This window comes from Acidovorax sp., assembly GCF_046294525.1.
GTDB lineage: Bacteria > Pseudomonadota > Gammaproteobacteria > Burkholderiales > Burkholderiaceae_C > Acidovorax.
Window position 1 is genome coordinate 396,406 of sequence record NZ_JBKBKQ010000002.1, and the last position, 25,848, is coordinate 422,253.

26 protein-coding genes are annotated in these 25,848 nt (G+C 67.1%); 15 read left to right on the top strand and 11 right to left on the bottom strand.

Annotation, left to right across the window (positions count from 1 at the left end):
* Positions 1 to 43: 43 nt before the first annotated feature.
* The 5 genes from ACK4HJ_RS04230 to ACK4HJ_RS04250 are packed head-to-tail and all read right to left on the bottom strand — an operon-like array spanning position 44 to position 4,983.
* Positions 44 to 838, bottom strand: coding sequence for a uracil-DNA glycosylase family protein (locus ACK4HJ_RS04230; protein ID WP_409827994.1), 795 nt, complete (start codon positions 836 to 838; stop codon positions 44 to 46).
* Between the two features lie 55 nt (positions 839 to 893).
* Positions 894 to 1,385 (bottom strand): ribosomal protein S18-alanine N-acetyltransferase, encoded by a 492-nt coding sequence (gene rimI, locus ACK4HJ_RS04235; RefSeq protein ID WP_409827996.1) that lies wholly within the window; start codon positions 1,383 to 1,385, stop codon positions 894 to 896.
* 18 nt (positions 1,386 to 1,403) lie between these two features.
* Positions 1,404 to 2,120: a tRNA (adenosine(37)-N6)-threonylcarbamoyltransferase complex dimerization subunit type 1 TsaB gene (gene tsaB, locus ACK4HJ_RS04240; protein ID WP_409827998.1), complete on the bottom strand. Its 717-nt coding sequence runs from the start codon at positions 2,118 to 2,120 to the stop codon at positions 1,404 to 1,406.
* Positions 2,117 to 3,163, bottom strand: a complete 1,047-nt coding sequence (locus ACK4HJ_RS04245; RefSeq protein WP_409828000.1) for a DMT family transporter — start codon at positions 3,161 to 3,163, stop codon at positions 2,117 to 2,119. Before ACK4HJ_RS04245 ends, tsaB begins: the two co-directional genes overlap by 4 nt.
* 44 nt (positions 3,164 to 3,207) lie before the next feature.
* Entirely contained in the window at positions 3,208 to 4,983 is a 1,776-nt protein-coding gene (locus ACK4HJ_RS04250) for a methyl-accepting chemotaxis protein (protein WP_409828002.1), read from the bottom strand.
* 157 nt (positions 4,984 to 5,140) lie between these two features.
* Here ACK4HJ_RS04250 and dacB point away from each other — a divergent pair, with 157 nt between their 5' ends.
* The 3 genes from dacB to ACK4HJ_RS04265 all read left to right on the top strand — a co-directional run bounded on the left by dacB (position 5,141) and on the right by ACK4HJ_RS04265 (position 8,424).
* Positions 5,141 to 6,625, top strand: coding sequence for a D-alanyl-D-alanine carboxypeptidase/D-alanyl-D-alanine-endopeptidase (gene dacB / locus ACK4HJ_RS04255; RefSeq protein ID WP_409828004.1), 1,485 nt, complete (start codon positions 5,141 to 5,143; stop codon positions 6,623 to 6,625).
* An 83-nt stretch (positions 6,626 to 6,708) separates the two neighbouring features.
* The gene (locus ACK4HJ_RS04260) at positions 6,709 to 6,978 is read left to right on the top strand and encodes a SemiSWEET transporter (protein ID WP_409828006.1); all 270 of its coding nucleotides are present in this window, start codon (positions 6,709 to 6,711) and stop codon (positions 6,976 to 6,978) included.
* Positions 6,979 to 7,122: 144 nt separating this feature from the next.
* Complete coding sequence (locus tag ACK4HJ_RS04265) at positions 7,123 to 8,424, top strand: lipase family protein (protein WP_409828008.1); 1,302 nt, start codon at positions 7,123 to 7,125, stop codon at positions 8,422 to 8,424.
* 107 nt (positions 8,425 to 8,531) lie between these two features.
* On the opposite strand, the gene ACK4HJ_RS04270 is transcribed toward ACK4HJ_RS04265, so the two are convergent.
* From ACK4HJ_RS04270 to purE, 4 genes are all read right to left on the bottom strand, one after another.
* Positions 8,532 to 9,485, bottom strand: coding sequence for an SGNH/GDSL hydrolase family protein (locus ACK4HJ_RS04270; protein WP_409828010.1), 954 nt, complete (start codon positions 9,483 to 9,485; stop codon positions 8,532 to 8,534).
* A 135-nt stretch (positions 9,486 to 9,620) separates the two neighbouring features.
* Entirely contained in the window at positions 9,621 to 10,637 is a 1,017-nt protein-coding gene (locus ACK4HJ_RS04275; protein WP_409828013.1) for an L-threonylcarbamoyladenylate synthase, read from the bottom strand.
* Between the two features lie 2 nt (positions 10,638 to 10,639).
* Positions 10,640 to 11,809 (bottom strand): 5-(carboxyamino)imidazole ribonucleotide synthase, encoded by a 1,170-nt coding sequence (locus ACK4HJ_RS04280; RefSeq protein ID WP_409828014.1) that lies wholly within the window; start codon positions 11,807 to 11,809, stop codon positions 10,640 to 10,642.
* The gene (gene purE / locus ACK4HJ_RS04285) at positions 11,806 to 12,300 is read right to left on the bottom strand and encodes a 5-(carboxyamino)imidazole ribonucleotide mutase (protein ID WP_409828017.1); all 495 of its coding nucleotides are present in this window, start codon (positions 12,298 to 12,300) and stop codon (positions 11,806 to 11,808) included. The genes ACK4HJ_RS04280 and purE overlap by 4 nt, the downstream gene beginning before the upstream one ends.
* 162 nt (positions 12,301 to 12,462) lie before the next feature.
* Between purE and trxA the strand changes: the two genes are divergently transcribed.
* Positions 12,463 to 13,371: a thioredoxin gene (gene trxA, locus ACK4HJ_RS04290; protein WP_409828018.1), complete on the top strand. Its 909-nt coding sequence runs from the start codon at positions 12,463 to 12,465 to the stop codon at positions 13,369 to 13,371.
* 328 nt (positions 13,372 to 13,699) lie between these two features.
* Positions 13,700 to 14,524 (top strand): META domain-containing protein, encoded by an 825-nt coding sequence (locus tag ACK4HJ_RS04295; protein ID WP_409828020.1) that lies wholly within the window; start codon positions 13,700 to 13,702, stop codon positions 14,522 to 14,524.
* Positions 14,525 to 14,578: 54 nt separating this feature from the next.
* Here ACK4HJ_RS04295 and ACK4HJ_RS04300 read toward each other — a convergent pair whose 3' ends face one another.
* Positions 14,579 to 15,499 carry a phosphoribosylaminoimidazolesuccinocarboxamide synthase gene (locus tag ACK4HJ_RS04300; RefSeq protein ID WP_409828022.1) on the bottom strand — a complete coding sequence of 307 codons (921 nt, stop codon included), beginning with the start codon at positions 15,497 to 15,499 and terminating at the stop codon, positions 14,579 to 14,581.
* Positions 15,500 to 15,687: 188 nt separating this feature from the next.
* On the opposite strand from ACK4HJ_RS04300, the gene ACK4HJ_RS04305 reads away from it, so the two are divergent.
* From ACK4HJ_RS04305 to hprK, 4 genes are all read left to right on the top strand, one after another.
* Positions 15,688 to 16,950: an MFS transporter gene (locus ACK4HJ_RS04305; protein WP_409828023.1), complete on the top strand. Its 1,263-nt coding sequence runs from the start codon at positions 15,688 to 15,690 to the stop codon at positions 16,948 to 16,950.
* A 254-nt stretch (positions 16,951 to 17,204) separates the two neighbouring features.
* Positions 17,205 to 17,537, top strand: a complete 333-nt coding sequence (hpf, locus tag ACK4HJ_RS04310) for a ribosome hibernation-promoting factor, HPF/YfiA family (protein WP_409828024.1) — start codon at positions 17,205 to 17,207, stop codon at positions 17,535 to 17,537.
* Between the two features lie 125 nt (positions 17,538 to 17,662).
* Complete coding sequence (locus tag ACK4HJ_RS04315) at positions 17,663 to 18,130, top strand: PTS sugar transporter subunit IIA (protein ID WP_409828026.1); 468 nt, start codon at positions 17,663 to 17,665, stop codon at positions 18,128 to 18,130.
* 38 nt (positions 18,131 to 18,168) lie between these two features.
* Positions 18,169 to 19,125: an HPr(Ser) kinase/phosphatase gene (hprK, locus tag ACK4HJ_RS04320; RefSeq protein ID WP_409828028.1), complete on the top strand. Its 957-nt coding sequence runs from the start codon at positions 18,169 to 18,171 to the stop codon at positions 19,123 to 19,125.
* A gap of 198 nt (positions 19,126 to 19,323) precedes the next feature.
* On the opposite strand, the gene fur is transcribed toward hprK, so the two are convergent.
* A complete protein-coding gene (gene fur, locus ACK4HJ_RS04325; RefSeq protein ID WP_409828029.1) occupies positions 19,324 to 19,743 on the bottom strand; it encodes a ferric iron uptake transcriptional regulator in 420 nt (139 codons plus the stop codon).
* An 88-nt stretch (positions 19,744 to 19,831) separates the two neighbouring features.
* Between fur and ACK4HJ_RS04330 the strand changes: the two genes are divergently transcribed.
* From ACK4HJ_RS04330 to lptE, 6 genes are all read left to right on the top strand, one after another.
* A complete protein-coding gene (locus ACK4HJ_RS04330; protein WP_409828030.1) occupies positions 19,832 to 20,392 on the top strand; it encodes an outer membrane protein assembly factor BamE in 561 nt (186 codons plus the stop codon).
* 81 nt (positions 20,393 to 20,473) lie between these two features.
* Positions 20,474 to 21,322 carry a 4-hydroxy-tetrahydrodipicolinate reductase gene (gene dapB / locus ACK4HJ_RS04335; protein WP_409828032.1) on the top strand — a complete coding sequence of 283 codons (849 nt, stop codon included), beginning with the start codon at positions 20,474 to 20,476 and terminating at the stop codon, positions 21,320 to 21,322.
* A gap of 14 nt (positions 21,323 to 21,336) precedes the next feature.
* Complete coding sequence (locus tag ACK4HJ_RS04340; RefSeq protein WP_409828034.1) at positions 21,337 to 22,011, top strand: MotA/TolQ/ExbB proton channel family protein; 675 nt, start codon at positions 21,337 to 21,339, stop codon at positions 22,009 to 22,011.
* 24 nt (positions 22,012 to 22,035) lie between these two features.
* Positions 22,036 to 22,488, top strand: a complete 453-nt coding sequence (locus tag ACK4HJ_RS04345; RefSeq protein WP_409828036.1) for an ExbD/TolR family protein — start codon at positions 22,036 to 22,038, stop codon at positions 22,486 to 22,488.
* A gap of 89 nt (positions 22,489 to 22,577) precedes the next feature.
* On the top strand, positions 22,578 to 25,271 hold the full coding sequence (gene leuS, locus ACK4HJ_RS04350; RefSeq protein ID WP_409828038.1) for a leucine--tRNA ligase: 2,694 nt from the start codon (positions 22,578 to 22,580) through the stop codon (positions 25,269 to 25,271).
* A gap of 15 nt (positions 25,272 to 25,286) precedes the next feature.
* Positions 25,287 to 25,787 (top strand): LPS assembly lipoprotein LptE, encoded by a 501-nt coding sequence (lptE, locus tag ACK4HJ_RS04355; RefSeq protein ID WP_409828040.1) that lies wholly within the window; start codon positions 25,287 to 25,289, stop codon positions 25,785 to 25,787.
* Positions 25,788 to 25,848 lie beyond the last annotated feature (61 nt).

Consider the following 25,848-nt stretch of genomic DNA (forward strand, 5'->3'; position numbering starts at 1 on the left):
AAGAAAAGAAGCGCGCCGCATCAAAAACACGGCAGGCGGCGGATTATGGCACCGCACCACCCTGCGCTGCGCTGCGCACGGTGGCCAGCGCGCGGCACAGGTCGGCCCAGGTGGCGGCCTTGCTGTCTTGTGACCGCAGCAAAAACGCCGGGTCGTAGGTGACCACGGCGGGGCACCCCGCCACTTGGTGCGGCCCCGCGCGCAGGCGGCCGAGGGGCTCCGAGCGGCCAAGCGCGATGCGCGCGGCGACATGGCCCAGCACCAGCACCATGGCGGGCTGCAGCGCGGCCACGGCGTCGGCCAGCGCTGTGGCCACGTCCCTCGTAGCGCCGGGGGGCGTGGGTGAAGGCCCGCCAGGCGCCACGCGCTCCAGCGCCGCCAGGTACACACGCGGATGGCGGTGCAGTTGCATGGCGCGCAGCATGTTGTCCAGCAGGCGGCCCACGTCGCCGGCCAGCGGGTCGGCGGGCTGGGGCACTTCGGCCACGATGAGCCATCCTGCGCCCAGGCCGGCGGGAGTCTTGGCCGGGTCTGCGCCAGGGTAGAGCGGGCGGGCCGGGTGCAACTGGTGCAGCTGTGGCGAAGGGACGTCGCCGGCGGCAGTGGGAGCGGGCGCCGCCGTGGCCGGTACAGCCGCGCGGGCTGCAGGCGGGCTGGCCGCCGGTGCTGGGGAGGGCGGCAACGAAGCGGATGCAGGGCTTGCCGGTGCGCGCGCAGACACCGGCGCTGCCACCGGGCCTGATGGTGCTTCTACCGCCGTGGCCTCGGGCGGCCCCCACACGGTGATACCCATTTCTTGCAGCATGGCGCGCTGCCGCGCATCAAGGTGAAGGCTCATACAGGGTAGTGCGGTGGAAGGGGTGGCAAGGTGAATTGGGGGAAGCGCTGCTGCGTCACAGGGGCAGGCTCATGACGACGGCGTCCTCGCGCTGGCCATGGTCTGCGGGGTAGTAGCGCTTGCGCTCACCCACGCGGCGATACCCGTGCGCCTCGTAGATGTGCTGGGCACGCAGGTTGCTGGCGCGCACCTCCAGCCACAGCCACTGCGCGCCGCGGCCACGCGACCACAGGGCCAGCGCGTCCAGCAGCACCCGGGCCCAGCCCTGGCGCTGGAACTCCGGTGCCACGGTGATGTTGAGCAGGTGCACCTCATCCACACCCAGCATGGCCACAAAGTAGCCCAGCAAGTGGTCGCCCGCCATCAGCAGCTGGGCCTGGTAGCCCGAAGCCAGCGCGTCGGTGAAGTTGCCGCGCGTCCAGGGGTGCGAGTAGGCGCGCTGCTCCACGGCCAGCACGGCATCCAGCCGAGCCAGCGTCAGCGTCTCGAAGCGCGCCTGGGGCTGGGGCGGCAGGGTGGCGTCAGTGGGCGTTGGCAGGGCGCTCATGCGGGTTTGTCGGTGGGGTCAGGTGGGTGTGGCAGAGGCGGCTGCAGCACGCAAGGCCGCACGTTCGGCCGTTGTTTGCGCCACTTTATCGCGGATGTAACGCGGCAGCGCGTCGCTGGCGGCCATGGCCCCACCCGCGGCCAGCAGGGCGGGAGCCAGACTGACCAGCGCGGCTGCCGTGGGCAGGGTGTGCACGTGGCGCGCGCCGGGTGCCAGCCGCTCGCCATAGGCCGCCTGCGCATTGCCCGCCACCGTCCACCCGGCGGGGGGAAGCACGGTGTCGGGGGCGCTCACGCCAAAGTCGGCATCGGTGCGCCAACGGGCTTCGGCCGGCTGCCACTCGCAGCGCGCGTGGTAGACCTCGTCCATGCGCGCGTCGAGCACCGCCACCACCTGCGTGCAGCCGTGCTGCAGGCGCGCGGCTTCGGCCACGGCCAGCAGCGTGTCCACGGGCAGCACCGGCACACCCTGGCCGCCGCGTGCGCCAAAGGCCAGCCCCTGCGCCACGGCACAGGCGGTGCGCAGGCCCGTGAAGGAGCCGGGCCCGCGGCCGAAAACGATGGCGTCCAGCGTGTCGAAGGACAGCCCCGCCTGCGCCAGCAGCTGCCGCACGGCGGGGATCAGCGTGGCCGAGGCCTGGGCGCCGCCCGGGCCGGTGTGTTGCACCGTGCCGCCGGCGTGCTGTACGGCGATGGAAAGCGTGTCGGTACTGGTGTCGAAAGCGAGCAGATTCATCGGGGCTTCACGGAAGAGGCAACGGGCGTGGTGGGCGCGGCAGGTGCAGCAGCATGTGCCGCGCCCGGGCCGGGCTTGCGCAGCACGCCCAGCAGAATACCCATGGTGACCAGCAGCAGCCCGGCCACCAGGTTCCAGTACATGGGTTCGTGCAGGAACACCACCGCACCGATGGCCGAGAGGCCCGGCACCAGCGCGGTGATCATGGTGGAGCGCACCGGGCCGTAGTGCTGGATCATGCGCGTGAAGCTGATGCCCGAGATCACCACGGAGCCGCAGCCTTGGAAGATCATCTGGAAAACGATCTCGCTCCACGGCGCCATCGCCAAGTGGCTGGTGACGGCGCCCAGCGCCACCAGCAGGGCATAGGCGGGCAGGTACACCAGACAGGCGAAGGCCGTGATGGCAATGGTGGCCTGCACGGCGTCCACCGCGTGGCGGCGCGCGAGCACGCTGTAGGTGGCCCAGCAGGCGGCGGCCAGCATGAAGAGCACATCGCCCTTCCACACGTCGCCGCCCGAAAACGCCGCCAGCAGGCTGCGCCCGCCCACCAGCAGGTCGCCCGCCACAATCAGCGCCAGCCCCGCAGCACGCAACGGGGTGATGTGGTCGCGCAGCAGCGCGGCCGCCAGCAGCGCCGTCCACAGCGGCAGGCTGCCGGGCATCAGAACGGCCGCGTGCGTGGCAGGCGCATGGAAGAACCCCGAATACGCCAGCAGCGCATACAGCAGCCCGCCAAAGCTGCCCAGCAGCGCGGTCGTGCGCAGCGGGAGCGGGGAGATACCAAGCAGGCTGGAGGGCGGCACCCCACCGTCCGCTCCGGCCCGTGCGGCTTCGGCCGCGTGTGCAGCCTTGCGCCGCCGCACCATCCACCATCCCCAGGGCAGCAAAACCAGGCTGGCGCCAGTGATGCGCATCAGCGCGATGTCGAACGGGGTGAGCGTGCGCTGGGCCGAAGCGCGGGCAATCACGATGAAGCCCGTCCAGATGGTGACCGTCACGACGGCCGCCAGCAGGCCCATGGCGCGGGGAGATAGACGCATCCGCCGATTATCGGCGGGCGCGTGGCTGAGGCGGGCTCAGGCGGTCAGAACGACTCCCAATCGTCATCGCTGCCTGCTGCCGCGCGTCCCGCAGCGGGCAGCGCGGGCGCCGGGGCCTTGTCTGCGGCCGCTTTGGCTGGCAGAGGCCGGGGTGAGGCCGCCTTGGCGGTCGCGCTGGTCCGGGCTGCGGGCGTGGGCGGGGTGGCTGCGGCCGGGCGGGGCGCACGGGGCGCAGCCGCAACAACGGCCGCCGCCGGGGTGCGCTGCTGATGCGCCGCGAGCTTGAACACCGCCACCACCTGGACCAGGTCTTGCGCCTGGGTGCGCAGGCTGCTGGCCGCGGCAGCCATTTCTTCCACCAGTGCCGCGTTCTGCTGTGTGGCCTGGTCCATGGAAGTAACGGCCTCGCCCACCTGGGCCACGCCGGCGCTTTGTTCGTTGCTGGCCGAACTGATCTCGCCCATGATGTCCGTGACGCGGCGGATGCTGCCCACCACTTCGCTCATCGTGGCGCCCGCCTTGTCCACCAGCGCTGTGCCCTGCTCCACGCGTTCCACGCTGGCGCTGATGAGGGTCTTGATTTCCTTGGCAGCCTCGGCGCTGCGGCTGGCCAGGCTTCGCACTTCCGACGCCACCACCGCAAAACCGCGGCCTTGTTCGCCCGCACGGGCAGCCTCCACGGCGGCGTTCAGCGCCAGGATGTTGGTCTGGAAGGCGATGCTGTCGATCACGCTGATGATGTCGCTGATCTTGCGGCTTGCGTCGTTGATGCCCTTCATGGTCTCCACCACTTCGCCCACCACTGCGCCACCCTGCGCGGCCACCTGGGACGCGGTCAGTGCAAGCTGGTTGGCCTGGCGTGCGTTGTCCGCGTTATGGCGCACGGCCGAGTTGAGCTGCTCCATGCTGGCTGCCGTTTCCTCCAGCGCGCTGGCCTGGTGCTCCGTGCGCGCACTCAGGTCGCTGTTGCCCTGGGCGATCTCGGCGCTGGCGTTCGACACCGACTCGGAGCCGCTGCGCACCCGGTCCACCACGTTCGCCAGGTTGTTCTGCATGAGTTCCAGCGACGACATCAGCGCGCCCAGCTCATCCTTGCCGTGGGCTGGTACAGGTGCCGTGAGGTCGCCGTCCGCCACGCGGCGGGCCAAGTCAGACGCCTGGGCCAGCGGCTGGGTGACCGAGCGGGCCAGCAGCCACGAAAACAGCGCGCCCAGGGCCACGCTCAGCAAGCCCAGAGCCAGCAGCAGCCGGCGACTCGCCTGGCGATTGTCCTGAATGGCTTGGCCCAGCCGGTCCACCTGCTCGCGCTGGTTGCGCAGCAGGTCTTCCATCTTGGCCGCGTAGCGGGCGGCGTCGGGCATGAACTGCGTCTCCAGCAGCGTATTGGCTTCGTCCACCTTGCCTTCCTTCTTCAGCGCAAAGATGGTGTCGCGGTTCTTGAGGTACACGGTGCGCAGCTCGCCGATCTCCTGGAAAAGTTTTTTCTCCGAGTCCAGCTGCATAAGCGTCTCCACGGCCTTTTGCAGCTCGCCCGAGCTTTTGGAGGACGCTTTGCTGTCTTCGGCAAAAAAATCTGCCAGTGAGGCGTCGCTGCTGCGCGCGACAGCCGCAGTGCGCGTGATCCCGCTGCGCAGGTTGCGCGCCCAGTCGCTCACCAGGCGCTCGGTCTTGATGGGGTTTTGCACCATCTCTTCCGTGGCGTCAGCCAAGGCGTTCAGGCGGGAAATGCTCAAGCCGATGACGGCCATGGACAACAACAGCACCAGGGCAAAACCCAGTGCAAGACGCTTGGCAACGGAGAGGTTTGAAAACAGGCTCATGGAACGGAGTGCATTGGTAGGCGCTGGCTTGAGGCGGGGGATATGCGCCGGTCGGGGAATCCCGCCATTGGTTATCGAGTGTAAGCAGTTGCAGCGGCAGAACTGTGCGCTCTGCGCCACGCTTTGGAGCGAAGCTAGACTGCCGGGCATGCAAAAAATGAAGAAATTCTTGCGCTTCCTGGTCGCCTGCAGGCCTGTCACGGTGGTGATGGCTTTGAGTGCCGCCGTGGGGACAGGCGCGGCAGGCATGGCCCAGGCACAGACCCCACCCCAGGGAGTGGCTGCCGCGGCTGCGCCCCTGCCGCCCGAGGTCGAAGCCGCACTCGCGCGCGCCCGGCTGCCGCGGGATGCGCTCAGTGTGCTGGTGGGGGACGCGCAAGGCACGCCGCGCACGGCGCCGCGCCTGGCGCACCGCGCGCAGGTGCCTGTCAATCCGGCCTCGGTCATGAAGCTCGTGACCACCTATGCGGCGCTGGAGCAGCTCGGGCCCGCCTATGTCTGGAATACACCAGTCTATCTGCAGGGCACAGTGCAGGACGGCAGTCTGCGCGGCAACGTTTACATCCAGGGCCAGGGGGACCCCAAGCTCGTGATGGAACGCCTGTGGCTGTTGATGCGGCGCCTGCAGGGCCAGGGCATCCAGGTGATCGTTGGCGACATCGTGCTGGACCGCACGGCTTTCGATGTGCCCGAGCACGACCCTGCGCGGTTTGACGGCGAGCCGCTGCGCCCCTACAACGCCGCGCCGGACGCGCTGCTGCTGAACTACAAGTCGTCCGTCATGACCTTTGTGCCCGATGTGGCTGCCGGGCTGGCTCGCATCCAGTACGACCCACCGCTGGCGGGTGTGCAGCGCCAGGCCACGGTGGCACTGGCCGCCGCAGGCACGGAGTGCGGCGACTGGCGCGGCGCATTGCGGGCCGAACTGAACGACCCTGCCAAGGTCGTCTTCCAGGGCGTGTACCCCGCCGCGTGCGGCGAGCGCGTGTGGCCCGTCGCTGCGGCCGACCCGCGCGGTTTTGCCGCGCGCGCCGTGGAGGGCATGTGGCGCGAGCTGGGCGGCAAGCTCACGGGGAGCGTGCGCGAGGGCAAGGTGCCGGCGGGGCTCAAGCCGGCATTTGTCGTGACCTCGCCCACGCTGGCCGAAGTGGTGCGCGACGTGAACAAGTTCAGCAACAACGTGATGGCCCAGCACGTGTTCCTGACCCTGGCATTGCAAAAGAATGGCGTGGCCACCTTTGACGGAGCGCGCGACACGCTGCGCCAATGGTGGTTGTCCCGGGTGGGTGATGCGGAGGTCCCGCTGGCGGACAACGGTGCGGGGCTGAGCCGCGACGCGCGCCTGACTGCCCAGGCGCTGGGCCGCATGCTGCAGGTGGCCTGGGCGGCCCCGGTGATGCCAGAGCTGGTGGCGTCGCTGCCCATCTCGGGCGTGGACGGCACGCTGCGCCGCAGCCAAAGCCGCGCGGGCACGGCCCACCTCAAGACCGGCAGCCTGCGTGACGTGATGGCTGTGGCCGGCTACGTGCACGCCGCCAGCGGGCGCCGCTACGTGCTGGTGGCCGTGGTCAACCATGCCAACGCTGGCACGGCGCGGCCTGTGCTCGACAGCCTGATCGACTGGACGGCGCGAGACCAGTGAAGTGAAGCGCTGACGTTCAGCACTTGCCGCCGTTGACGCTCATCCACAAGCTTCGTGCCCGCCAGCCTACCCATCCAAGCCCCATGCTCATCCCCGAACTGATCGGCTACCTTGCCGCCGCCCTGACCACCTGCAGCTTTGTGCCGCAGGCGCTGCACACCTTCCGCACGCGGGACGTGAGCGGCATTTCGCTTGGCATGTACAGCGTTTTCACGGCGGGCATTGCGCTGTGGCTGGTCTACGGGCTGGCCTTGTCGGCCTGGCCCATCGTGGCGGCCAATGCCATCACCCTGGTGTTGGCGAGCGCCATCCTGGGCATGAAGCTGCGCTACGGCACCCGCAGCGAACGTTGAGCACCGCCCGGCGCGCGGCCGGGCCCGCGCCGCCGCTGTCGCCTACGCGTCTGCGTGGCGGCGCGGCCCGCGTATTCCCCAATGGATGTTGCAGCGCAGATGCGCGCAGGATGCCTCGTTCTTCACTGACCGAGGTATCCATCCATGAACTGTTTCCGCCTTTCCTGTGTCGCCGCCGCTGCGGTCCTGCTTGTGGCTTGTGGTGGCTCCGACGACCCCGCTCGCGGCGCACTGATAGATCCGCCGGCGACGCTGGCCACGCTGAGTGCTGCGCAGATCGATGCCGGCACCCAGAGCAGCGGCCTGCAGGCCGTCAGCGGAAAAGCCAAATGCGACGTGAAGGTGGTGTCGCTGAACTATGCGACCGTGGGTGCTAAGAGCGGCGAGCGCACCAACGCATCGGGCGTGATGCTGGTGCCCGCTGGCAGTTGCAGCACGGCGGCCGCACCTCTGGTGGCCTACGCCAAGGGCACGGATGTGCAAAAACCTCGCACGCTGGCCAACCCGCAGGACAGCGAAACCTTCCTGCTCGCCGCCATGTATGCGGCACAGGGCTATGCCGTGGTGGCCACTGATTACCTGGGCTTTGCCAAGTCCGGCTACAGCTTCCATCCTTATCTGCACGCAGACTCAGAGGCCACCTCAGTCATCGACTCGGTGCGGGCCGCGCGCAATGCGGCAGGCACGGTGGGCGCCAGCCTGTCGGGCAAGGTGATGTTCACCGGCTACTCGCAGGGCGGGCACTCGTCCATGGCCGCCCACCGCGCGGCCGAGCGAGACTATGGCAACGAATTCAACGTGGTGGGCGGCGCCCACCTGGCCGGGCCCTACAACCTGTCCGGCTCGCTGCGCATTCCTGATGCGATTGCGGGCGTGCAATTCTTTGTGCCCTATCTGGTGACCGCATGGCAGAAGGTGTATGGCGATGTCTATACCGACGTGCGTACAGTGTTCAAGACCCCGTATTCGGGCTACATCGAGAACCTCCTGCCCCACCCCACCCTGAACTACACCACGCTGGTGACCAGTGGCACCCTGCCCGGTGGCACACCCAACCAGGCCCGCGACGCGGTGTTCCAGCCTGAATTCATCGCTGGCTCGCAAACCAGCACCACCCACCCGCTGTACCTCGCGGCCAAGAAGAACGACTTGCTGGGCTGGACGCCCAAGGCGCGCGTGCTGCTGTGCGGTGGCGCGGGCGACCCCACCGTGCCGCCCGCCATTCACCAGGCCGTGATGAAGGCCGACTTTGACGCGCGCGGCGTGACCAACGTCACCTCGGTGGACGTAGACGCCATGATCCAGGCCGCGTTTGCCCCCGGCGGCGTGGCGCCCACCGACCCCACCTCGGCTGCGTTTGCCACCTACTACGGCGCCTACCACGGCACTTACGAACCCCCGTTCTGTCACGCCCAGGCGCGCGCGATGTTCGAGACGGTGAAGTAAGCAAAACCGTCCTGCTGCCTTCGGGCCGCTTTCGGACATAAAAAAGGGCCGCCCCGCAGGGCGGCCCTTTTTGCATGGCGAAGCGCAGGGCCGCAGCCCTCGCGCGTTTACCAGCGTGCGCGCAGGCGGTCGTAAGCGTAGGTGCCAAACTGGCGCTGCGCCGAGGGCGTGAGGTATACACGGTCGGCAAACACATAGGACGTCTGGTTGGCATTGGGCAACAGGGTGGAGGCGTTGCACAGCGCCGAGTTGACCTGGCCCGCGCCGATGCCGATGCCGTTGCCCGCATCCACCGAGGTGCAGACGGCGTCCGTGGCGTTGTTGAAACCATAGTTGCCGGGCACGCCGGCGTAGAGGTTCACGTAGTAGGCCAGGTCCACGTACAGCACGTTGGCGCCCAGGTCCACGATGTTCACCAGCAGGCCGTCATTGAAGCGGCTGCTGGCGTCGGTCAGCAGCGCCTCGCGGCCGATGGCCTTGGCCCAGGGGGTCTTGCTCAGGTCGTAGGTGCCGGCCACCACCACATATTTCGCACCGGCCTGCACCAGGCGGCGCACTTGCGCGGCCAGGTCTTCGCCCGCCTTGCGCGATGCGGCCACCATGGCTTCGGGCGTCATCGTGCCTGCATTGACGGCGGCCATGCCAGCGATCACGTCGCTGATGCCACCGGTCACCAGCACCATATCGCTGGCGCCAAAGCTCCCGCTGGCCAGGAAGGCATCGATCTGCTCGGTCACTGTGCGTGTGCTGGCGTTGCCGGCAGCGTCCGGCTTGGCCTGGACGCGGGCATTGCCGGTGGCGTAGCTCAGGCCCCCCGCAGACGCCGGGGTGAGCGACTTGCCGTAGTTCGCGGCGACCTGCAGCGTCCAATTGTTCACGCTGCCATCGTTCACGGTGTAGCGCGAGCCGTTCTGGCCCACGTCGGCATTGGCGTCGCCAAACGCAATGAAGCGCGACGGCGTGATCGCCGATTCGGTGGTGCTGGAACCACAGGCCGCGAGCAACGCGGCCGATGCAACTGCGGCGACCATTGCGGTGCGCCGCATCCAATTTGCTGCCATGTATTTCTCCAGAAAAGGTGGCGGGTAGTTTAACGACGCCAAGTCAACGCTTGTAAAGCGGCCCCAGTACATGAAGTGCTGGTGGACACCGGCGCCGCGCAGGCCAGGGAAGCCGCAGGGCGCCAGACGGAGATATCACCCAGCCGCCGCTCTTTGCAAGCGGTCGCGCACACCTTCCCACTCGGGCGTGGCGGGTGGGGTTTCGATCCAGATCAGCTTCACGCCTTCATCGTCAAACCCGCGCAGCACGGCAAACAATTGCTGGGCTGTGGCGGCAGCGTCGTCCGGCATGCGGCGCATCACCAGTTCGGAAGACTGGGTGCGCAGCGCCGCACGCGCATACACGGCAATGTTGCGGGCGTCGGCGCCCAGCACATCCAGGCCAGTCTGCAGGGCCTTGGCGTCCATCAGGCGCACCTTTGCGGTGGGGGCGTAATGCGACTCCAGCGTGCCCGAGGCGCGGGGCGTGTGCTCGGGCAGCTCGTCCTTGGACAAGGGCGCCATGCCGCAAGCCCGCGCAATCTGCTCGCGCGTGATGGCGCCGGGGCGCAGCAGCACGGGCACGCCGCGCGTGCAGTCCACGATGGTGCTTTCGATACCCACCTGGCAGGGACCGCCGTCCAGCACCAGCAAATCCGGGCCCAGCTCGTCCTGCACATGCTGCGCGGTGGTGGGGCTCACGCGGCCAAAGCGGTTGGCGCTGGGCGCGGCCACGCCCCACACGGGCGGGCCTCCGGCCTCGGGGCCATCGCCCGGCGCCGCGCAGGCCAGCAGCAGCGCATGCGCCACGGGGTGGGCCGGGCAGCGCAGGCCCACGCTGTCCTGGCCGCCCGTGGCGGCCGTGGCCACGCCGGGCAGGCGCGGCAGGATGACGGTGAGCGGGCCGGGCCAGAAAGCGTCCACCAGCTTCTGAGCGAACGCGGGCACCTCTCGGGCGAAGTGCGCGATGCCGTTGGCATTGGCCACGTGCACGATCAGCGGGTGGTCGCTGGGCCGACCTTTGGCGGCAAAAATCTGCGCCACAGCCGCGTCGCTGCTGGCGTCGGCCGCGAGGCCGTACACCGTTTCGGTGGGCAGGCCGAGCAGGGCGCCGCTACGCACCGCACGGGCGGCGGCGGCGATGGCCTTAGGGTCGTTGCCGTCAAGAACCATGGTCAGAACGGCGCGATGCCGAGAAACTCAGCCGCCTTCAGCGCCGTGGCGCGCGCGGCCTCGGGCGTGGCGGCCGTGATGTTGAGGTGGCCCATCTTGCGGCCGCGCTTGGCATCCCGCTTGCCGTACAGGTGCAGGTGCGTGCCGGGCAAGGCCAGGACCTCCGCCCAGGGGGGCGTCTGCGCAGTGTCGCCGCCGTGCGCAAACCACAGGTCGCCCAGCAGGTTGAGCATCACGGCCGCGCTGTGCTGGCGCGGCTGCGTCAGCGGCATGCGGGCCAGGGTGCGAACCTGCAGCTCGAACTGCGACATGTCGCACGCGTTCTGGCTGTAGTGGCCGCTGTTGTGGGGGCGCGGGGCAATCTCGTTGACTACCAGGCTGCCATCCTGCAGCACGAAGAATTCCACGCACAGCACGCCCACGTACTGCAGGACTTGTGCTACAGATTTCGCAGCTGCTACCGCTTGTGTAGCAAGCGCTGGGGGCAGGTTTTGTTCATAAACCTCGGTCACGGCCAGGATGCCGTCCCGGTGCAGGTTGCGCTGCACGGGCAAGTGCACCATGGCGCCGTCGTGGCCCCGCGCCACGATCACCGAGCATTCAAGCGCCAGCGGCAGCATCTTCTCCAGCACGCAGGGTACGCGGCCCACAGAGTCCCAGGCGGCGGACAGCTCGGCGGGCGTCTTCACGCGCACTTGGCCCTTGCCGTCGTAGCCCATGCGGGCGGTTTTCAAGATGCCCGGCAGCAAGTCAGAGGAGGTGGCTGCCAGCTGCTCCGCGGTCTCGATGACGGCATACGGCGCGCAGGGCACGCCGCAGGCGACGAAATGCGCTTTCTCCCGTGCGCGGTCTTGCGCCACCGACACGGCGCTGGCGGCCGGGGACACCGGCCGCTGCTGTGCCAGGGCGGCCAGCGCGGCGGCGGGCACGTTCTCGAATTCGGTGGTCACCGCATCGGCCACGCGGGCCAGCTCGGCCAGGCCGGTGGGGTCTTCGTAGCCGGTGCGGATGTGGTGATGGCTCACCAGGCCGGCGGGGCTGTCGGGGTCGGCGTCCAGCACGGCGGTGAAGTAGCCCATGGCCTGCGCCTGGTGCACGAACATGCGGCCCAGCTGGCCGCCGCCGAGCACGCCCAGCGTCGAACCCGGCAAGAGTGGTTGGCTGGAAGTCATGCGACGGGCGGCAGGGTCATGTTGCGCGCCACTTCGGTCTGCTCGGCGCGGAAGGCTTCCAGGCGCTGGCGAAGCTCAGTGCTTTCATTGGCCAGCAGGGCCACGGCAAACAGGGCCGCATTGGCCGCGCCCGCCGTGCCAATCGCGAACGTGGCCACGGGGATGCCTTTGGGCATCTGCACGATGGAATGCAGCGAATCCACGCCCTGCAGGTGGCGGCTGGCCACGGGCACGCCCAGCACGGGCACGGGGGTCTTGGCGGCGATCATGCCCGGCAGGTGGGCGGCGCCACCTGCGCCTGCGATGATGGCCTTCAGGCCCCGGCCGGCGGCGGCTTCGGCGTAGGCGAACATGTCGTCGGGCATGCGGTGGGCCGACACCACGCGGGCTTCATGGGCAATGCCGAACTGCTCAAGGATTTGCACCGCGTGCTGCATGGTGTCCCAGTCGCTGCTGGAACCCATGACCACGCCGATCTGGATGGGTTTCATGGTGGTTGGAGGGTGGCGGCGGCGCCCGGGGACTGCCGCACCGCTGTAGGTGGAACCCGCGATTTTACTTTTTGCGTTTCCCCTGCACCGCGCGTTGCGCCGTCCATGGGCCAAAATAGCGCGAACTTCCCACATTGCACCGGCCCCAGGCCCGGATTCACCATGATTGACGTCACCGTAGAAAACTTTGAAGTCGAGGTGGTTGCCGCCTCCATGAACGTCCCCGTGTTGGTGGACTTCTGGGCACCTTGGTGCGGCCCCTGCAAGTCGCTCGGCCCGGTGCTCGAAAAGCTCGAAACCGAATACGCGGGCCGCTTCAAGCTCGTCAAGATCGACTCTGACCAGGAGCAGCAGCTCGCCGGCATGTTCGGCATCCGCAGCATCCCCACCTGTGTGCTTCTCATGAACGGCCAGCCTGTGGATGGCTTCATGGGCGCGCTGCCCGAAGGCCAGGTGCGCGCCTTCCTCGACAAGCACGTGCCCACCGCCGAAGAAATGGTGGCCGAGGCCGAGGAGGAAGAGGCCCTGGACGCGCTGGCAGAAGGCGACACCGGCACGGCGCTGGAGAAGCTGCAGCACGCCGTGGTGACGGACCCGTCCAACGACGAGGTGCGGTTTGACTACGTCAAGCTGCTGCTGCAGCTGGGCCGCGACGACGATGCCAAGGTGGCCTTCGCCCCTGTGATCGCCAAGGCAGGCACCTCGCGCAAGCTCGCAGCGCTCAAGACCTGGATGGACGCTCTTGATTTTGTAGCTGCTGGCGCTTATCGAGAAAGCGCTGGAGCCGAATTTGATTCAAAAATTGCCGCTAACAAACGTGATTTCGACACCCGGTTTGCCCGCGCGCGCTGGCTTATCGCCGGCCAGCGCTGGACGGATGCCATGGACGAACTGCTGGAAATCCTCATGCGCGACAAGGCCTGGAACGACGAGGCGGCGCGAAAGACTTACGTGGCCATCCTCGACCTCATCGAGCCCCCCAAGGTGAAGGTGGCCGACGGCCAGATTCCGCCCGACGACCCGGTGGTGGCCACGTACCGCCGCCGCCTGTCGAGCGTGGTGCTGAGCTGAGGGCTAGTCCACTGGATCCGAGAAATCGGCGGTGCGTGAGGGTCTGGCAAAGCCGCAATCTAGGCGCCGGGCGCAGCCGGGTTGTACACCCGGCGAGCACGGCAACGACGAGTGCGGCTTTGCCAGACCCTCACCCTGCGGGCCGGGGTTGCGGTGGGCGCGCGGCGGCGTTGCCTGCCTTGCCAAGGCAGGCAGCCTTGGCTGCGCCAGGCGCCTTGCCGCGCACCCGCCGCAGCCCCGGCGTACCGCCGATTTCTCGGATCCAGTGGACTAGCACCCAGCGCGGCAGGCTGGTTGTCCGCCGCGCTTCTGGTGGGTTGGTAAAGCCATGAACGTTCTGGGCACCCGCGACCCTTCGCGCTGCTCCTCTGCCGTTGGGCTGGCCCTTGTGCTGCTCGTGGTGCTGGCAACGGCGGGCTGCGCGTCCCGCCCGCCCGAGCCGGACGCCGTGGTCACTGGCGTGGCCGTGGCGCGCGAGCGGGTGGTGCTGCCGCCCGAGGCGGTCTTCGAGGCCACGCTGCTTGACGTCACCCAGCCCGACCAGCCGCCCGTGGTGCTGGGCCGCCAGCGCCGAGCGCCGGCCGGTCAGCCCCCGTTTGCGCTACAGATTCCCTATCCCTCGTCCCGCTTTGTGCCCAAGGGCCGGTACGAGGTGCGTGCCACCATCTCGCTCGAAGACCGCGTGTTGTGGACCACCGATACCCGCACCCCCGTGCCGCAGGACGCTGCCTACCGCCGCGTGAGCCTGCAGTTGCTGCGGGTGCCGCCCCACGCCGCGACCGTGGAGGCCGCCGTGCCGCTGGCCCTGACGCACTGGCGTCTGGTGGAACTGGAAGGCGAGCCCGTGCCCGTGCCGGCCGAGGGGAGCGCTGCACCATACTTGCTACTGCAGGCCGACGAGCCGCGTGCCATGGGGTTTGGCGGCTGCAACCGGTTTCTGGTGGACTACGCCGTGCAGGGCGGGCGGCTGCAGTTTGCGGGACTGGTGTCCGGCATCTCTTTGTGCTTGGCGTCGGGTGCTACCGAGGAGCGCTACTTGGCCGCGCTGGCTGCGGTGCAGAGCTTTCGTCTGCAGGGCCGGCAGCTGGTGCTGCGCGATGCCGACGGCCAGCCGCTGATGCGCCTGGAGGCGGCTGAAACGCTGCTGCAGTGATCCCGGCGATTTGGAGAGAGAGGGCCATGGAAGCGCCTTGGGGATGAGCCGGGTTCAGCCCGTCAACCGCTCCAGCGCCTCGCGGTACTTGGCTGCGGTCTTCTCAATCACCGCCTGCGGCAGGCGCGGCGAGGGCGCGGTCTTGTCCCAGGGCTTGCCGTTGACCTGGGCCTGCTCCAGCCAGTCGCGCACAAACTGCTTGTCGTAGCTGGGCGGGTTCTGGCCTGCGGCGAGTGCGGCCTCGTAGCCCTCCACAGGCCAGTAGCGCGAGCTGTCGGGGGTGAGCACTTCGTCCATCAAAACCAGCGTGCCGTCGGGCGCCAGACCAAACTCGAATTTCGTGTCGGCAATGATCATGCCTTTGGTCAGCGCGATCTCTGCAGCCGCCTTGTAGATGGCGATGCTCAGGTCGCGGATGCGGGTGGCCAGATCGAGCCCGATCATCTCGACCGTGCGCTCAAAGGTGATGTTCTCATCGTGCTCGCCCACCGCGGCCTTGGCGGCCGGGGTGTAGATGGGCTCGGGTAGCTTGGCGGCGTTGGTCAGGCCCTCGGGCAGCGGCACGCCGCACACAGAGCGGCTTTCCTGGTATTCCTTCCAGCCACTGCCGGCCAGGTAGCCGCGCACCACAGCTTCCACCGGGATGGGTTTGAGGCGCCGCACGAGCATGGACCGCCCGCGGATCTGCGCGGCTTCTGCCGGGCTGACCACGCTCTCGGGGGCATCGCCGGTCAGGTGGTTGGGGCAGATATGGCCCAGCTTGTCGAACCAGAACAGCGCCATCTGCGTGAGCAGTTCGCCCTTGCCAGGAATGGGCTCGCCCATGATCACGTCGAATGCCGAAAGGCGGTCGCTGGCCACCATCAGGATGCGGTCGTCGCCCACGGCGTAGTTGTCGCGCACCTTGCCGCGTGCCAGCAGGGGCAGCGAAGTCAGGGCGGAGGTGTGCAGGGCGTTGGAGCTGGGCTGGGTCATGGTGTGGGGTAGGGGAGGACGCTGTGCCCGCTGCGGCAGTGCGCGCACGGGCGCGGGCAAGCTGCGGATTTTACGCGCGGGGCCAGCCAGCGACCCAGCCGGCCGTCGCTGTCTCTGCGATGTCGCTGCGCATGCGGCACACTGTGCGGCCCTGCACCTCCGTTGGCCGCCGCCCGCCCTGCCTGACTGTGTCTGCCATTTCCACCTCTGCGCCGCCTGGCGCCCCGGGCTCTGCCCCTCTGCTATCGCCGCGCCGCGAACTCTGGCTGCTGTTGACCCTGGCGGGGATCCAGTTCACCCACATCCTGGACTTCATGATCATGATGCCGCTGGGGCCGCAGCTCACAGCGCTGTTTTCCATCAGCGACGCCCAGTTCGGACTGCTGGTGTCGGCCTACACGCTGTCTGCCGGGGCTTCCGGCCTGATGGCGTCCACCTATATCGACAGGTTCGGCCGCAAGCGCCTGCTGCTGGTGCTATACGGGCTGTTTGGCTTGGCCACGTTGGCCTGTGGCTTGGCGCCCACGTACGGCACGCTCATGGGTGCGCGCATTCTGGCCGGGGTGTTCGGCGGTGTGCTGTCGGCGCTGTCGCAGACCATCGTGGCGGACGTGGTGCCCTACGAGCGGCGCGGGCGCGCCATGGGCATCATCATGACCGCGTTCTCCGTCTCCACCGTGGCGGGCGTGCCGATCGGGCTCATCGCTGCGCAATACGGCGGCTGGAACCTGCCGTTTTTCGGCATTGCGGCCATGGTGGGTGTGTTGGCTGTGCTGGCGGCGCGCACCATGCCCACCCTCACCGGCCACGTGCACGCTGCCAGCGGCCGCTCGGTCCTGGGCGGCATTGCGCAGGTGCTGGCCGATGCTAACCACCGCTGGGCGTTCCTGTACTCTGGGTTGCTGATGTCTGCGGGGTTCACGGTCATCCCCTACATCACGATCTACATGCAGGCCAACGCCGGGGTGCGTGCCGACCAGATCCCGCTGGCCTACCTGTGCGGCGGCGTGGCCACGCTGTTCACGGCCCGCATCTTCGGGCGGGCCACGGACCGCCATGGCAAGGTGGTCACGTTCCGCTGGCTGGCGCTGGCGGGGTTGCCGTGCATCCTGGGCATCACGCTCACGCAGGGCCTGCCGCTGTGGGGCGTGTTGCTGGTGTCCACGCTCATGTTTGCTTTTGTTAGCGGCCGCATGATTCCCGGCATGGCCATCATCACTTCGGCGGCGCAGCCATCGCTGCGGGGCACATTCATGACGCTCAACGCTTCGGTGCAGTCGGCTGCCATGGGCGTGGCCTCGTTTGTCGGGGGGGTGATCATCAGCCGCGATGCGCAGGGGCTGGTGCAGCACTACTGGGTGGCTGCGCTGGTGGGCATTGCCGCCAGCCTGCTGTCCATGGTGGTGGTAGGCCGCCTGCGCTTGCATGGGGCCTCGGACACGGCGCGTTGAGGTGTGTCCCCGAGGGACGCTGCGCGAAGCGGCGGCAGGGTGACTCGCTCCGGATAACTTGCTCATTGTGCGCTCATTCGGGTCCTTTGGCACCTCTGCCGGCATAACCCAGCATGCCGGAGCGGAATGGGATTGCATTTCGGAGGGGGCAGGGGCATAGTGAACTCACGTCAACGGATGCATCCAAGTTCGCCGAGCCGCTCCTCTGATCCAGGGCGGCGTTTCTTTCACCGAGAGCCACAGGAGACTTACTTATGAACTTGACGATCAGCGGCCACCACCTCGAAGTAACCCCCGCCTTGCGCAACTACGTCACCACCAAGCTGGACCGGATCACCCGCCATTTTGACCAGGTTGTCGATGTCAAGGTCCTGCTGACCGTAGAGAAGCAGAAGGAAAAGGAGAAGAGGCAGCGAGCGGAATGCAACATCCACGTCAAAGGAAACGACCTGTTTGCCGAAAGCTCCCATGCTGACCTGTATGCCGCTGTAGATGATCTTGTCGACAAGATGGATCGGCAGGTCGTGCGCCACAAGGACCGCCTGCAGGACCACCAGCACGAATCTGCCAAACGCGTGTTGCAGTGATGCACGCCTGATGCGACTGCCCTGAACCTGGCACGCAGCCGCCCCGAACGGGCGGTTTTTTTGTTGCCCGGCGCACCTTTACCTCAGGGTTTTCGCCAACCTGTGCATAATTGTTACCCTTCACCATGAACCGACTCGCCTCCATCCTGCCCTCCGCACAAGTGCTCGTCAGCCTGGACGCCACCAGCAAGAAGCGTGCTTTTGAAGAAGCGGGTCTCCTGTTCGAAAGCCAGCATGGCCTGTCCCGCGCGCTGATTACAGACAGCCTTTTTGCGCGCGAGCGGCTCGGTTCCACGGGCCTGGGCCATGGCGTCGCCATCCCGCACGGCCGCATCAAGGGGCTCAAGGCCCCGATGGCCGCGGTGTTCCAGCTGCTCAACCCCATCGGTTTCGATGCGCCCGACGAGCAGCCGGTGGGCCTGCTGATCTTTTTGCTGGTACCCGAGGCCGCCACGCAAAAGCACCTGGAAATCCTGTCTGAAATTGCCGAGCTGCTGAGCGATTCCGCCCTGCGCGAAAAGCTCAAGGCCTGCACCGATGCCGCCGAGCTGCACGGCATGATCGCGGGCTGGCAGTCCACGCAGACCGCCTGATCCTTTTTTTGCGGCTGCTGCGCTTTTTCTGACCCGCCGTGAAGCCCAACGTTGTCAGTGCCGATGTCCTGTTCGAGGAATTCCGTGGGCTGCTGAAATGGGAATGGGTGGCGGGCCTTGGCGCTTCGGAGCGCCGGTTCGACGAAGTGGCTGTGCGCTCCGCGCGCTCGGGCGCCGACCTGGTCGGCTACCTCAACTACATCCACCCCTATCGCGTCCAGATCCTGGGCGAGCGCGAGATCGCCTATCTCAGCAACGCGTCGCCCGACGACTGCAAGCGCCGTATTGCGCGCATCGTCACGCTGGAGCCGCCGGTGCTCGTGTTGGCCGACAACCAGACCGCGCCCGACGCCCTGGTGTCCATGTGCGAGCGCGCGCAGATTCCGATGTTCTCCACGCGCGAGTCGTCGGCGTTTGTCATCGATGTGCTGCGCGCCTACCTGTCCAAGCACTTCGCCGACCGCACCACCATGCACGGGGTGTTCATGGACATCCTGGGGCTGGGCGTGCTGATCACCGGCGAATCAGGCCTCGGCAAAAGTGAACTGGGCCTGGAGTTGATCTCGCGCGGCAACGGCCTGGTGGCGGACGATGCGGTGGACTTCTTCCGCATCAACCAGACCACCATCGAAGGCAAGTGCCCCGAGCTGCTGCAGAACCTGCTGGAAGTGCGCGGCATCGGTCTTCTTGATATTCGCGCCATCTTTGGCGAGACGGCGGTGCGCCGCAAGATGCGGCTCAAGCTCATCGTGCACCTGGTGCGCAAAGAGACGCTGGAGCGCGATTACGAGCGTCTGCCCTACGAGCCGCTCACGCAGGACGTGCTGGGCGTGCCCGTGCTCAAGGTCGTAATCCAGGTGGTGGCCGGCCGCAACATTGCCGTGCTGGTCGAAGCCGCCGTGCGCAACACCATCCTGCAACTGCGCGGCATCGACACCTACCAGGAATTCGTCGAACGCCACCGTCGCGCCATGGAGCGCGACACGGGTGGCTAGTTTGCTCTGTATTTGATAGCTATTTGCGCTTGATGGACGGGCGAAAAGGCCGATTCTGATGCTTAAACGCGGGTGCGCACTGGCGCTCCCCAGCGCCAGTGTCCTCGCGCAAGGGCCGCCTGACATGCAAATGTCGGTTCCACTCCGTGCGCTGGGGGCGTCCCCCTTCAGGGGGATGGCGCGAAGCGGCTCAGGGGGTTACCCTTTTTTTGCGCAGGCGGCACACTGCCCGTATAGCGCCATTGTGTGGTCCTGCACCACCCACCCCTTGGCCTTGGCCACGGCCTGCTGGCGTTTTTCGATCTCCGCGTCGTAGAACTCTTCCACCTTGCCGCAGCTGGTGCAGATGAAGTGGTCGTGGTGCTGGCCTTCGTTGAGCTCGTAGACCGCCTTGCCGCTCTCGAAATTGCTGCGGATCAGGATGCTGGCCTGCTCGAACTGCGTAAGCACGCGGTAGACCGTGGCCAGGCCGATGTCCGAGCGTTCCTCCAGCAGCACGCGGAACACATCTTCGGCGGTCATGTGGCGCTGAGTGCCTTTCTGGAATATCTCCAGAATCTTCAGGCGGGGCAGCGTGGCCTTGAGTCCCGTGCTTTTGAGTTCGTCGATGTTGGTCATGGCATGGTCTTTCGGGAGGCGGGCCCGGCCCCAGGGGCCGGGGGGCTGCCGCTACAATGGGGCGATCATATCCTCAGCCCCTCTATCCATGCCCGTCAAAGCCCGTTGCAGCGCCCGCCCGGCGGTGGTCCTCTTGATCGGCGCCAGCATGGCGGCCCTGGCTGGCTGCAGCAGTTTCAATGGCGCCAGTAACCGCATAGCCAGCATGGTCACGCCCTACAAGGTGGACATCGTGCAGGGCAACTTTGTGTCGCGCGAGCAGGTCGAAGCCTTGCAGCCCGGCATGAGCCGCCAGCAGGTGCGCGAGATCCTTGGTACGCCCCTGGTCACCAGCCTGTTCCACGCCGACCGCTGGGAGTACGTGTTCACGCTCAAACGCGCCAATGAAGAGATCCAGACGCGCAAGCTGACCGTGTATTTCACCGGCGACGTGCTGGAGCGCTCCGAGGGCGATGAGATGCCCACCGAGACCGAGTTTGTGGCCTCGCTGGGATCGCGCGGTGCCAAGGGCAAGGTGCCCGTGCTGGAGGCCACGCCCGAGCAACTGGCCAAGTATCCGCCCTCACCGCGCCCGCCCACCGCGCCCACGGCCGCTCCGCTGGAGCCCGCATCCATCAGCTACCCACCGCTGGAAGCGCCCGGACGCTGACACGGGCAGCGGTATTGCGGCATGGGGCCCTCGGGGTACGTGCCGTGGCAATTTCCCAGATTCTCTAAGCACAGGATTTTCATGACAGGGATACCTTCGCCCGCCGCCGCAGCCCCTTCTAGCGCCCCTTGCCGCGTGGCCGTGGCCGGCGCATCGGGCCGCATGGGCCGCATGCTGATCGAAGCCATCCGCGCCAGCGACGATTGCGTGCTGGCAGGCGCGCTGGACGTGGCCGCGAGCCCTGCAGTGGGGTCCGACGCAACGGCCTTCCTTGGCCATGCCAGTGGCGTGGCCATCACCTCCGACATCAAGGCGGGCCTGCAGAACGCCGATGTCCTGATCGATTTCACGCGCCCTGAAGGCACGCTGGCCCACCTGGCCGTGTGCAGCCAGCTGGGTGTGAAGGCCGTCATCGGCACCACGGGTTTCAGCGATGCGCAAAAGGCCGAAATCGCCGCTTTTGCCCGGCACACGGCCATTGTCATGGCTCCCAACATGAGCGTGGGTGTCAACGTCACGCTCAAGCTGCTGCAGATGGCCGCCAAGGCGATGTCCACCGGGTACGACATCGAGATCATCGAAGCCCACCACCGCCACAAGGTCGACGCACCGTCGGGCACCGCGCTCAAGATGGGCGAGGTGATCGCCGACGCCATGGGCCGCGACCTCAAGGAGTGCGCCGTCTACGCCCGCGAGGGCGTGACAGGCGAGCGCGACCCGTCCAGCATCGGCTTTGCCACCATCCGCGGCGGCGACATCGTGGGCGACCACACGGTGCTGTTCGCCGGCATCGGCGAGCGCATCGAGATCACCCACAAGTCCTCCAGCCGCGCTACCTATGCCCAGGGCAGCCTGCGCGCAGTCCGCTTCCTCGCGCAGCACAAGGTGGGCATGTATGACATGTTCGACGTGCTCGGTTTGAACAGCTAGGCGCGCGCTTCGCCATGGATGCACTCCACTGGTGGCGCCAGGGCGACGCCGTTACGCAGGGCACCGCGCTGATCCTGCTGGCCATGTCGGTGGCCAGCTGGGTGGTCATCGTGTGGAAGCTGCGCCTCATGCGGCGCGCAACCACGGACGTGGCTCGCTGCACGGCGGCATTCTGGCAGGCACCTTCGCTGGACCTGGCCTCACAGCGATTGCAATCTTTTGACAGGGAAGCGCTTGTCCTGCCTTTGGTGGCTGCTGCATATTCCATAGCAAGTGAGCCATCACCCAGTGAACATGCCAGCCTGGCAACGGCCGGCGGCCTGCCGCAGCGGCTCACGCGCGTGCTGCGCAATGCGCTGCACGAGGTGCTGGGGCGCCTGCAGTACGGGCAGGTGCTGCTGGCCACCGTGGGCTCCACTGCGCCGTTTGTGGGGCTGCTCGGCACCGTCTGGGGCATCTTCCATGCCCTCACGGCCATGGCCGGGGCGGGGCAGATCACCATCGACAAGGTCTCAGGCCCTGTGGGCGAGGCCTTGGTCATGACCGCGGCAGGGCTGGCCGTGGCGATTCCGGCGGTGCTGGCCTACAACGTGTTCGGCCGGCTCATCGGCCGCGTCGAGGCCGACCTGGAAGGGTTTGCGCGCGACCTGCGCGAGCTTATCCTCGACACCAGCGCCCACAAGCCCTGACCCTTCGCGGAGCCCGCTGCAACCATGGCTTTCGGCAGACTTGAGCGCACCACGGGGCCGCAGCCCATGAGCGACATCAACATGACGCCGCTGGTGGACGTGATGCTGGTGCTGGTGGTCATCTTCATACTCACTGCGCCGTTGCTGGCCAGCTCGATCCGGCTGGACCTGCCCCGCTCGGAGGGCGCCACGCCGGGCACGGCACCGCAGTTCGTCACCCTCGTGGTCGATGCCTCCGGCCAGGCGTATCTGGACGACCAGCCGCTGGCCCAGGCCGCGCTGGCCGAGCGCCTACGCCGCATCGGTGCCGAGCGGCCGGACACCGAAGTGCAACTGCGGGCTGACGCCGCCGTACCCTACGGCCGCGTGGTCGAGGTCATGGGCGCAGCGCACCTTGCGGGCCTGCAGCGCATCGGTTTTGTGGCCGAGCCTGCGGCGTCGGCCGGCCCGCCCGCCCCTTCTGCACCGTCGCGCTGACACAGCGCCCCCCAGCGCAGCGGGCTTCACCGCCTAAAATCCCCCGCAGCGCGGCCAGCGGCTGCACTCTTCTCTCACCCCGAGCCCCCATGCAAGACAAATACTCTCCCCAAGACGTCGAACGCGCCGCGCACGACCACTGGACCGCCACCGACGCCTACCGCGTGACGGAAGACACGAGCAAGAAGAAGTTCTACGCCTGCTCCATGCTGCCGTACCCCAGCGGCAAGCTGCACATGGGCCATGTGCGCAACTACACCATCAACGACATGCTCACGCGCTACCTGCGCATGAACGGCCACAACGTGTTGATGCCCATGGGCTGGGACGCCTTTGGCCTGCCCGCCGAAAACGCGGCGCTGAAAAACGGCGTGCCACCGGCCAAGTGGACGTACGAAAACATCGCGTACATGAAGAAGCAGATGCAGGCCATGGGCCTTGCCATCGACTGGAGCCGCGAGGTCGCCACCTGCGACCCCGAGTACTACAAGTGGAACCAGTGGCTGTTTTTGAAGATGCTGGAAAAGGGCATCGCCTACCGCAAGACCCAGGTGGTGAACTGGGACCCGGTGGACCAGACCGTGCTGGCCAACGAGCAGGTGATTGACGGCAAGGGCTGGCGCACCGGAGCCGTGGTTGAAAAGCGCGAGATCCCCGGCTACTATCTCAAGATCACCGATTACGCCGAAGAACTGCTCGACTTCGTAACCGGCGACAAGCTGCCCGGCTGGCCCGAACGTGTGAAGCTGATGCAGGAGAACTGGATCGGCAAGAGCGAAGGCGTGCGCTTCGCCTTCACGCACGACATCGCTGGCGACGATGGCGCATTGATCGGCGACGGCAAGATGTACGTGTTCACCACGCGCGCCGACACCATCATGGGCGTGACCTTCTGCGCCGTGGCGCCCGAACACCCCCTGGCCACGCACGCTGCCAAGACCAATCCGCAACTGGCCGCCTTTATCGAAGAGTGCAAGACCGGAGGCACCACCGAGGCCGAGCTGGCCACGCAAGAGAAGAAAGGCGTGCCCACGGGGCTCTTCGTCACCCACCCGCTGACCGAGGAAAAGGTCGAGGTCTGGGTCGGCAACTACGTGCTCATGGGCTATGGCGACGGCGCGGTGATGGGCGTGCCTGCGCACGACGAGCGCGACTTTGCGTTTGCGCTCAAGTACGGCATCGAGATCAAGCAGGTGGTGCTGGTCGATGGCGAGCACTTTGATTTCCACCACTGGAACGACTGGTACGGCGACAAGCAGCGCGGCGTCACCATCAACTCCGACAGCTTCAGCGGCATGAGCTACAAGGAAGCCGTGGACGCCGTGGCGCACGCGCTGCAGCAAAAAGGCCTGGGCGAAAAGAAGACCACCTGGCGTCTGCGCGACTGGGGCGTGAGCCGCCAGCGCTACTGGGGCACGCCGATTCCGATCATCCACTGCGACGAACACGGCGCGGTGCCCGTCCCCGAAAAAGACCTGCCCGTGGTGCTGCCGCAAGACTGCATCCCCGACGGCTCTGGCAACCCGTTGCACAAGCACGAAGGCTTCCACGCCGGCGTGACCTGTCCCGTGTGCGGCAAGCCCGCGCGCCGCGAGACGGACACCATGGACACCTTCGTGGACAGCTCGTGGTACTTCATGCGGTATTGCGACCCCAAGAACGCCGACGCGATGGTGGCGGGCGGTGCGGACTACTGGATGCCGATGGACCAGTACATCGGCGGCATTGAGCACGCCATCCTGCACCTGCTGTACGCGCGCTTCTGGACCAAGGTCATGCGTGACCTGGGCTTGGTCAAGGTCGATGAGCCCTTCACCAAGCTGCTCACGCAGGGCATGGTGCTCAACCACATCTACAGCCGCCGCACCGCCAAGGGCGGCAAGGACTATTTCTGGCCGCACGACGTGGAGCATGTGCTGGACGAAGGCGGCAAGATCATCGGTGCCAAGCTGAAGAACGAGGCCACCAGCGGCGACGGTATGTTGCCCGTGGGCACGCCCATCGACTACGAGGGCGTGGGCACCATGTCCAAGTCCAAGAACAATGGCGTAGACCCGCAGGACCTGATCGAGAAGTACGGCGCCGATACCGCCCGCCTGTACACCATGTTCACCGCACCGCCCGAGGCCACGCTGGAGTGGAACGACGCTGCGGTGGAAGGCAGCTACCGCTTCCTGCGCCGGGTGTGGAACTTTGGTCTCAAGCTGTCTGCTATGGATATGGGAGCTGCAAGCGCAAGCGTAGTAAGCGCCAGCAGCCTGAAAGATGTTGAGTTTGGCAAAGAAGCCAAGGCCCTGCGCCTGGAGATCCACACCGTGCTCAAGCAGGTGGACTACGACTACCAGCGCATGCAGTACAACACCGTGGTCTCCGGCGCGATGAAGATGATCAACGCGCTCGAAGACTTCAAGGCCACCGACTCGGCTGGTGCTCAGGTGGCGCTGATCGAAGGCTTTGGCATCCTGCTGCGCTGCCTGTACCCGGCCACCCCCCACATTGCGCACGGCCTGTGGAGCAGCCTGGGCTATGCCAACCACCTGGGCGATCTGCTTGATGCCGCCTGGCCGCAGGTGGACCCGGCTGCGCTGGTGCAGGACGAGATCGAGCTCATGCTGCAGGTCAACGGCAAGCTGCGCGGCTCCATCCACGTGCCCGCCCAGGCCGACAAGGCCGAGATCGAGCGCATTGCGCTGGCGAGCGAAGCCTTCATTGCCCAGGCCGCCGGTGCCGCGCCCAAGCGCGTCATCATTGTCCCCGGCCGCCTCGTCAACGTGGTGGTCTGATTGGCAGGGATGACGATGCAAAAGCGCACACTGCTGTCCCTGGCGCCCTTGGCGTTGCTCTCTGCCTGTGGCTTCCGGCTGCGGGGCGTTCCCGAGTTTGCGTTCCGCTCGCTCTACATCGCCGCGCCCGTGGGCTCGCCGCTGGCGCGGGAGCTGCAGCGCACGCTCGAAGGCTCCGGCAGCCCGCTGCAGGTGCTGCGGGACCCGGCTGCCCTGCCCACGGCCCAGGTCATCATGGACCTGCTGCAGGAGCAGCAGGAGCGCGTGGTGGTGGGCCAGAACGCCTCCGGCCAGGTGCGCGAACTGCAGCTGCGTCTGCGCATCAAGTTCCGCCTGCGCACGCAGGACGGCACCGAAGTCATCCCCGTGACCGAGCTGCTGCAGCAGCGCGATATCAGCTACAACGAAACCATCGCCTTGGCCAAAGAGGCCGAAGAGGCCCTGCTGTTCCGCAACATGCAGACCGATCTGGTGCAGCAACTGCTGCGCCGCCTGGCGGCGGCACGGTGGGCTTGAGTTTGAGTCAAAATGACCTCCAGCGCATATTCAGAAAGCGCTGAAAGCTATTGAATCTATA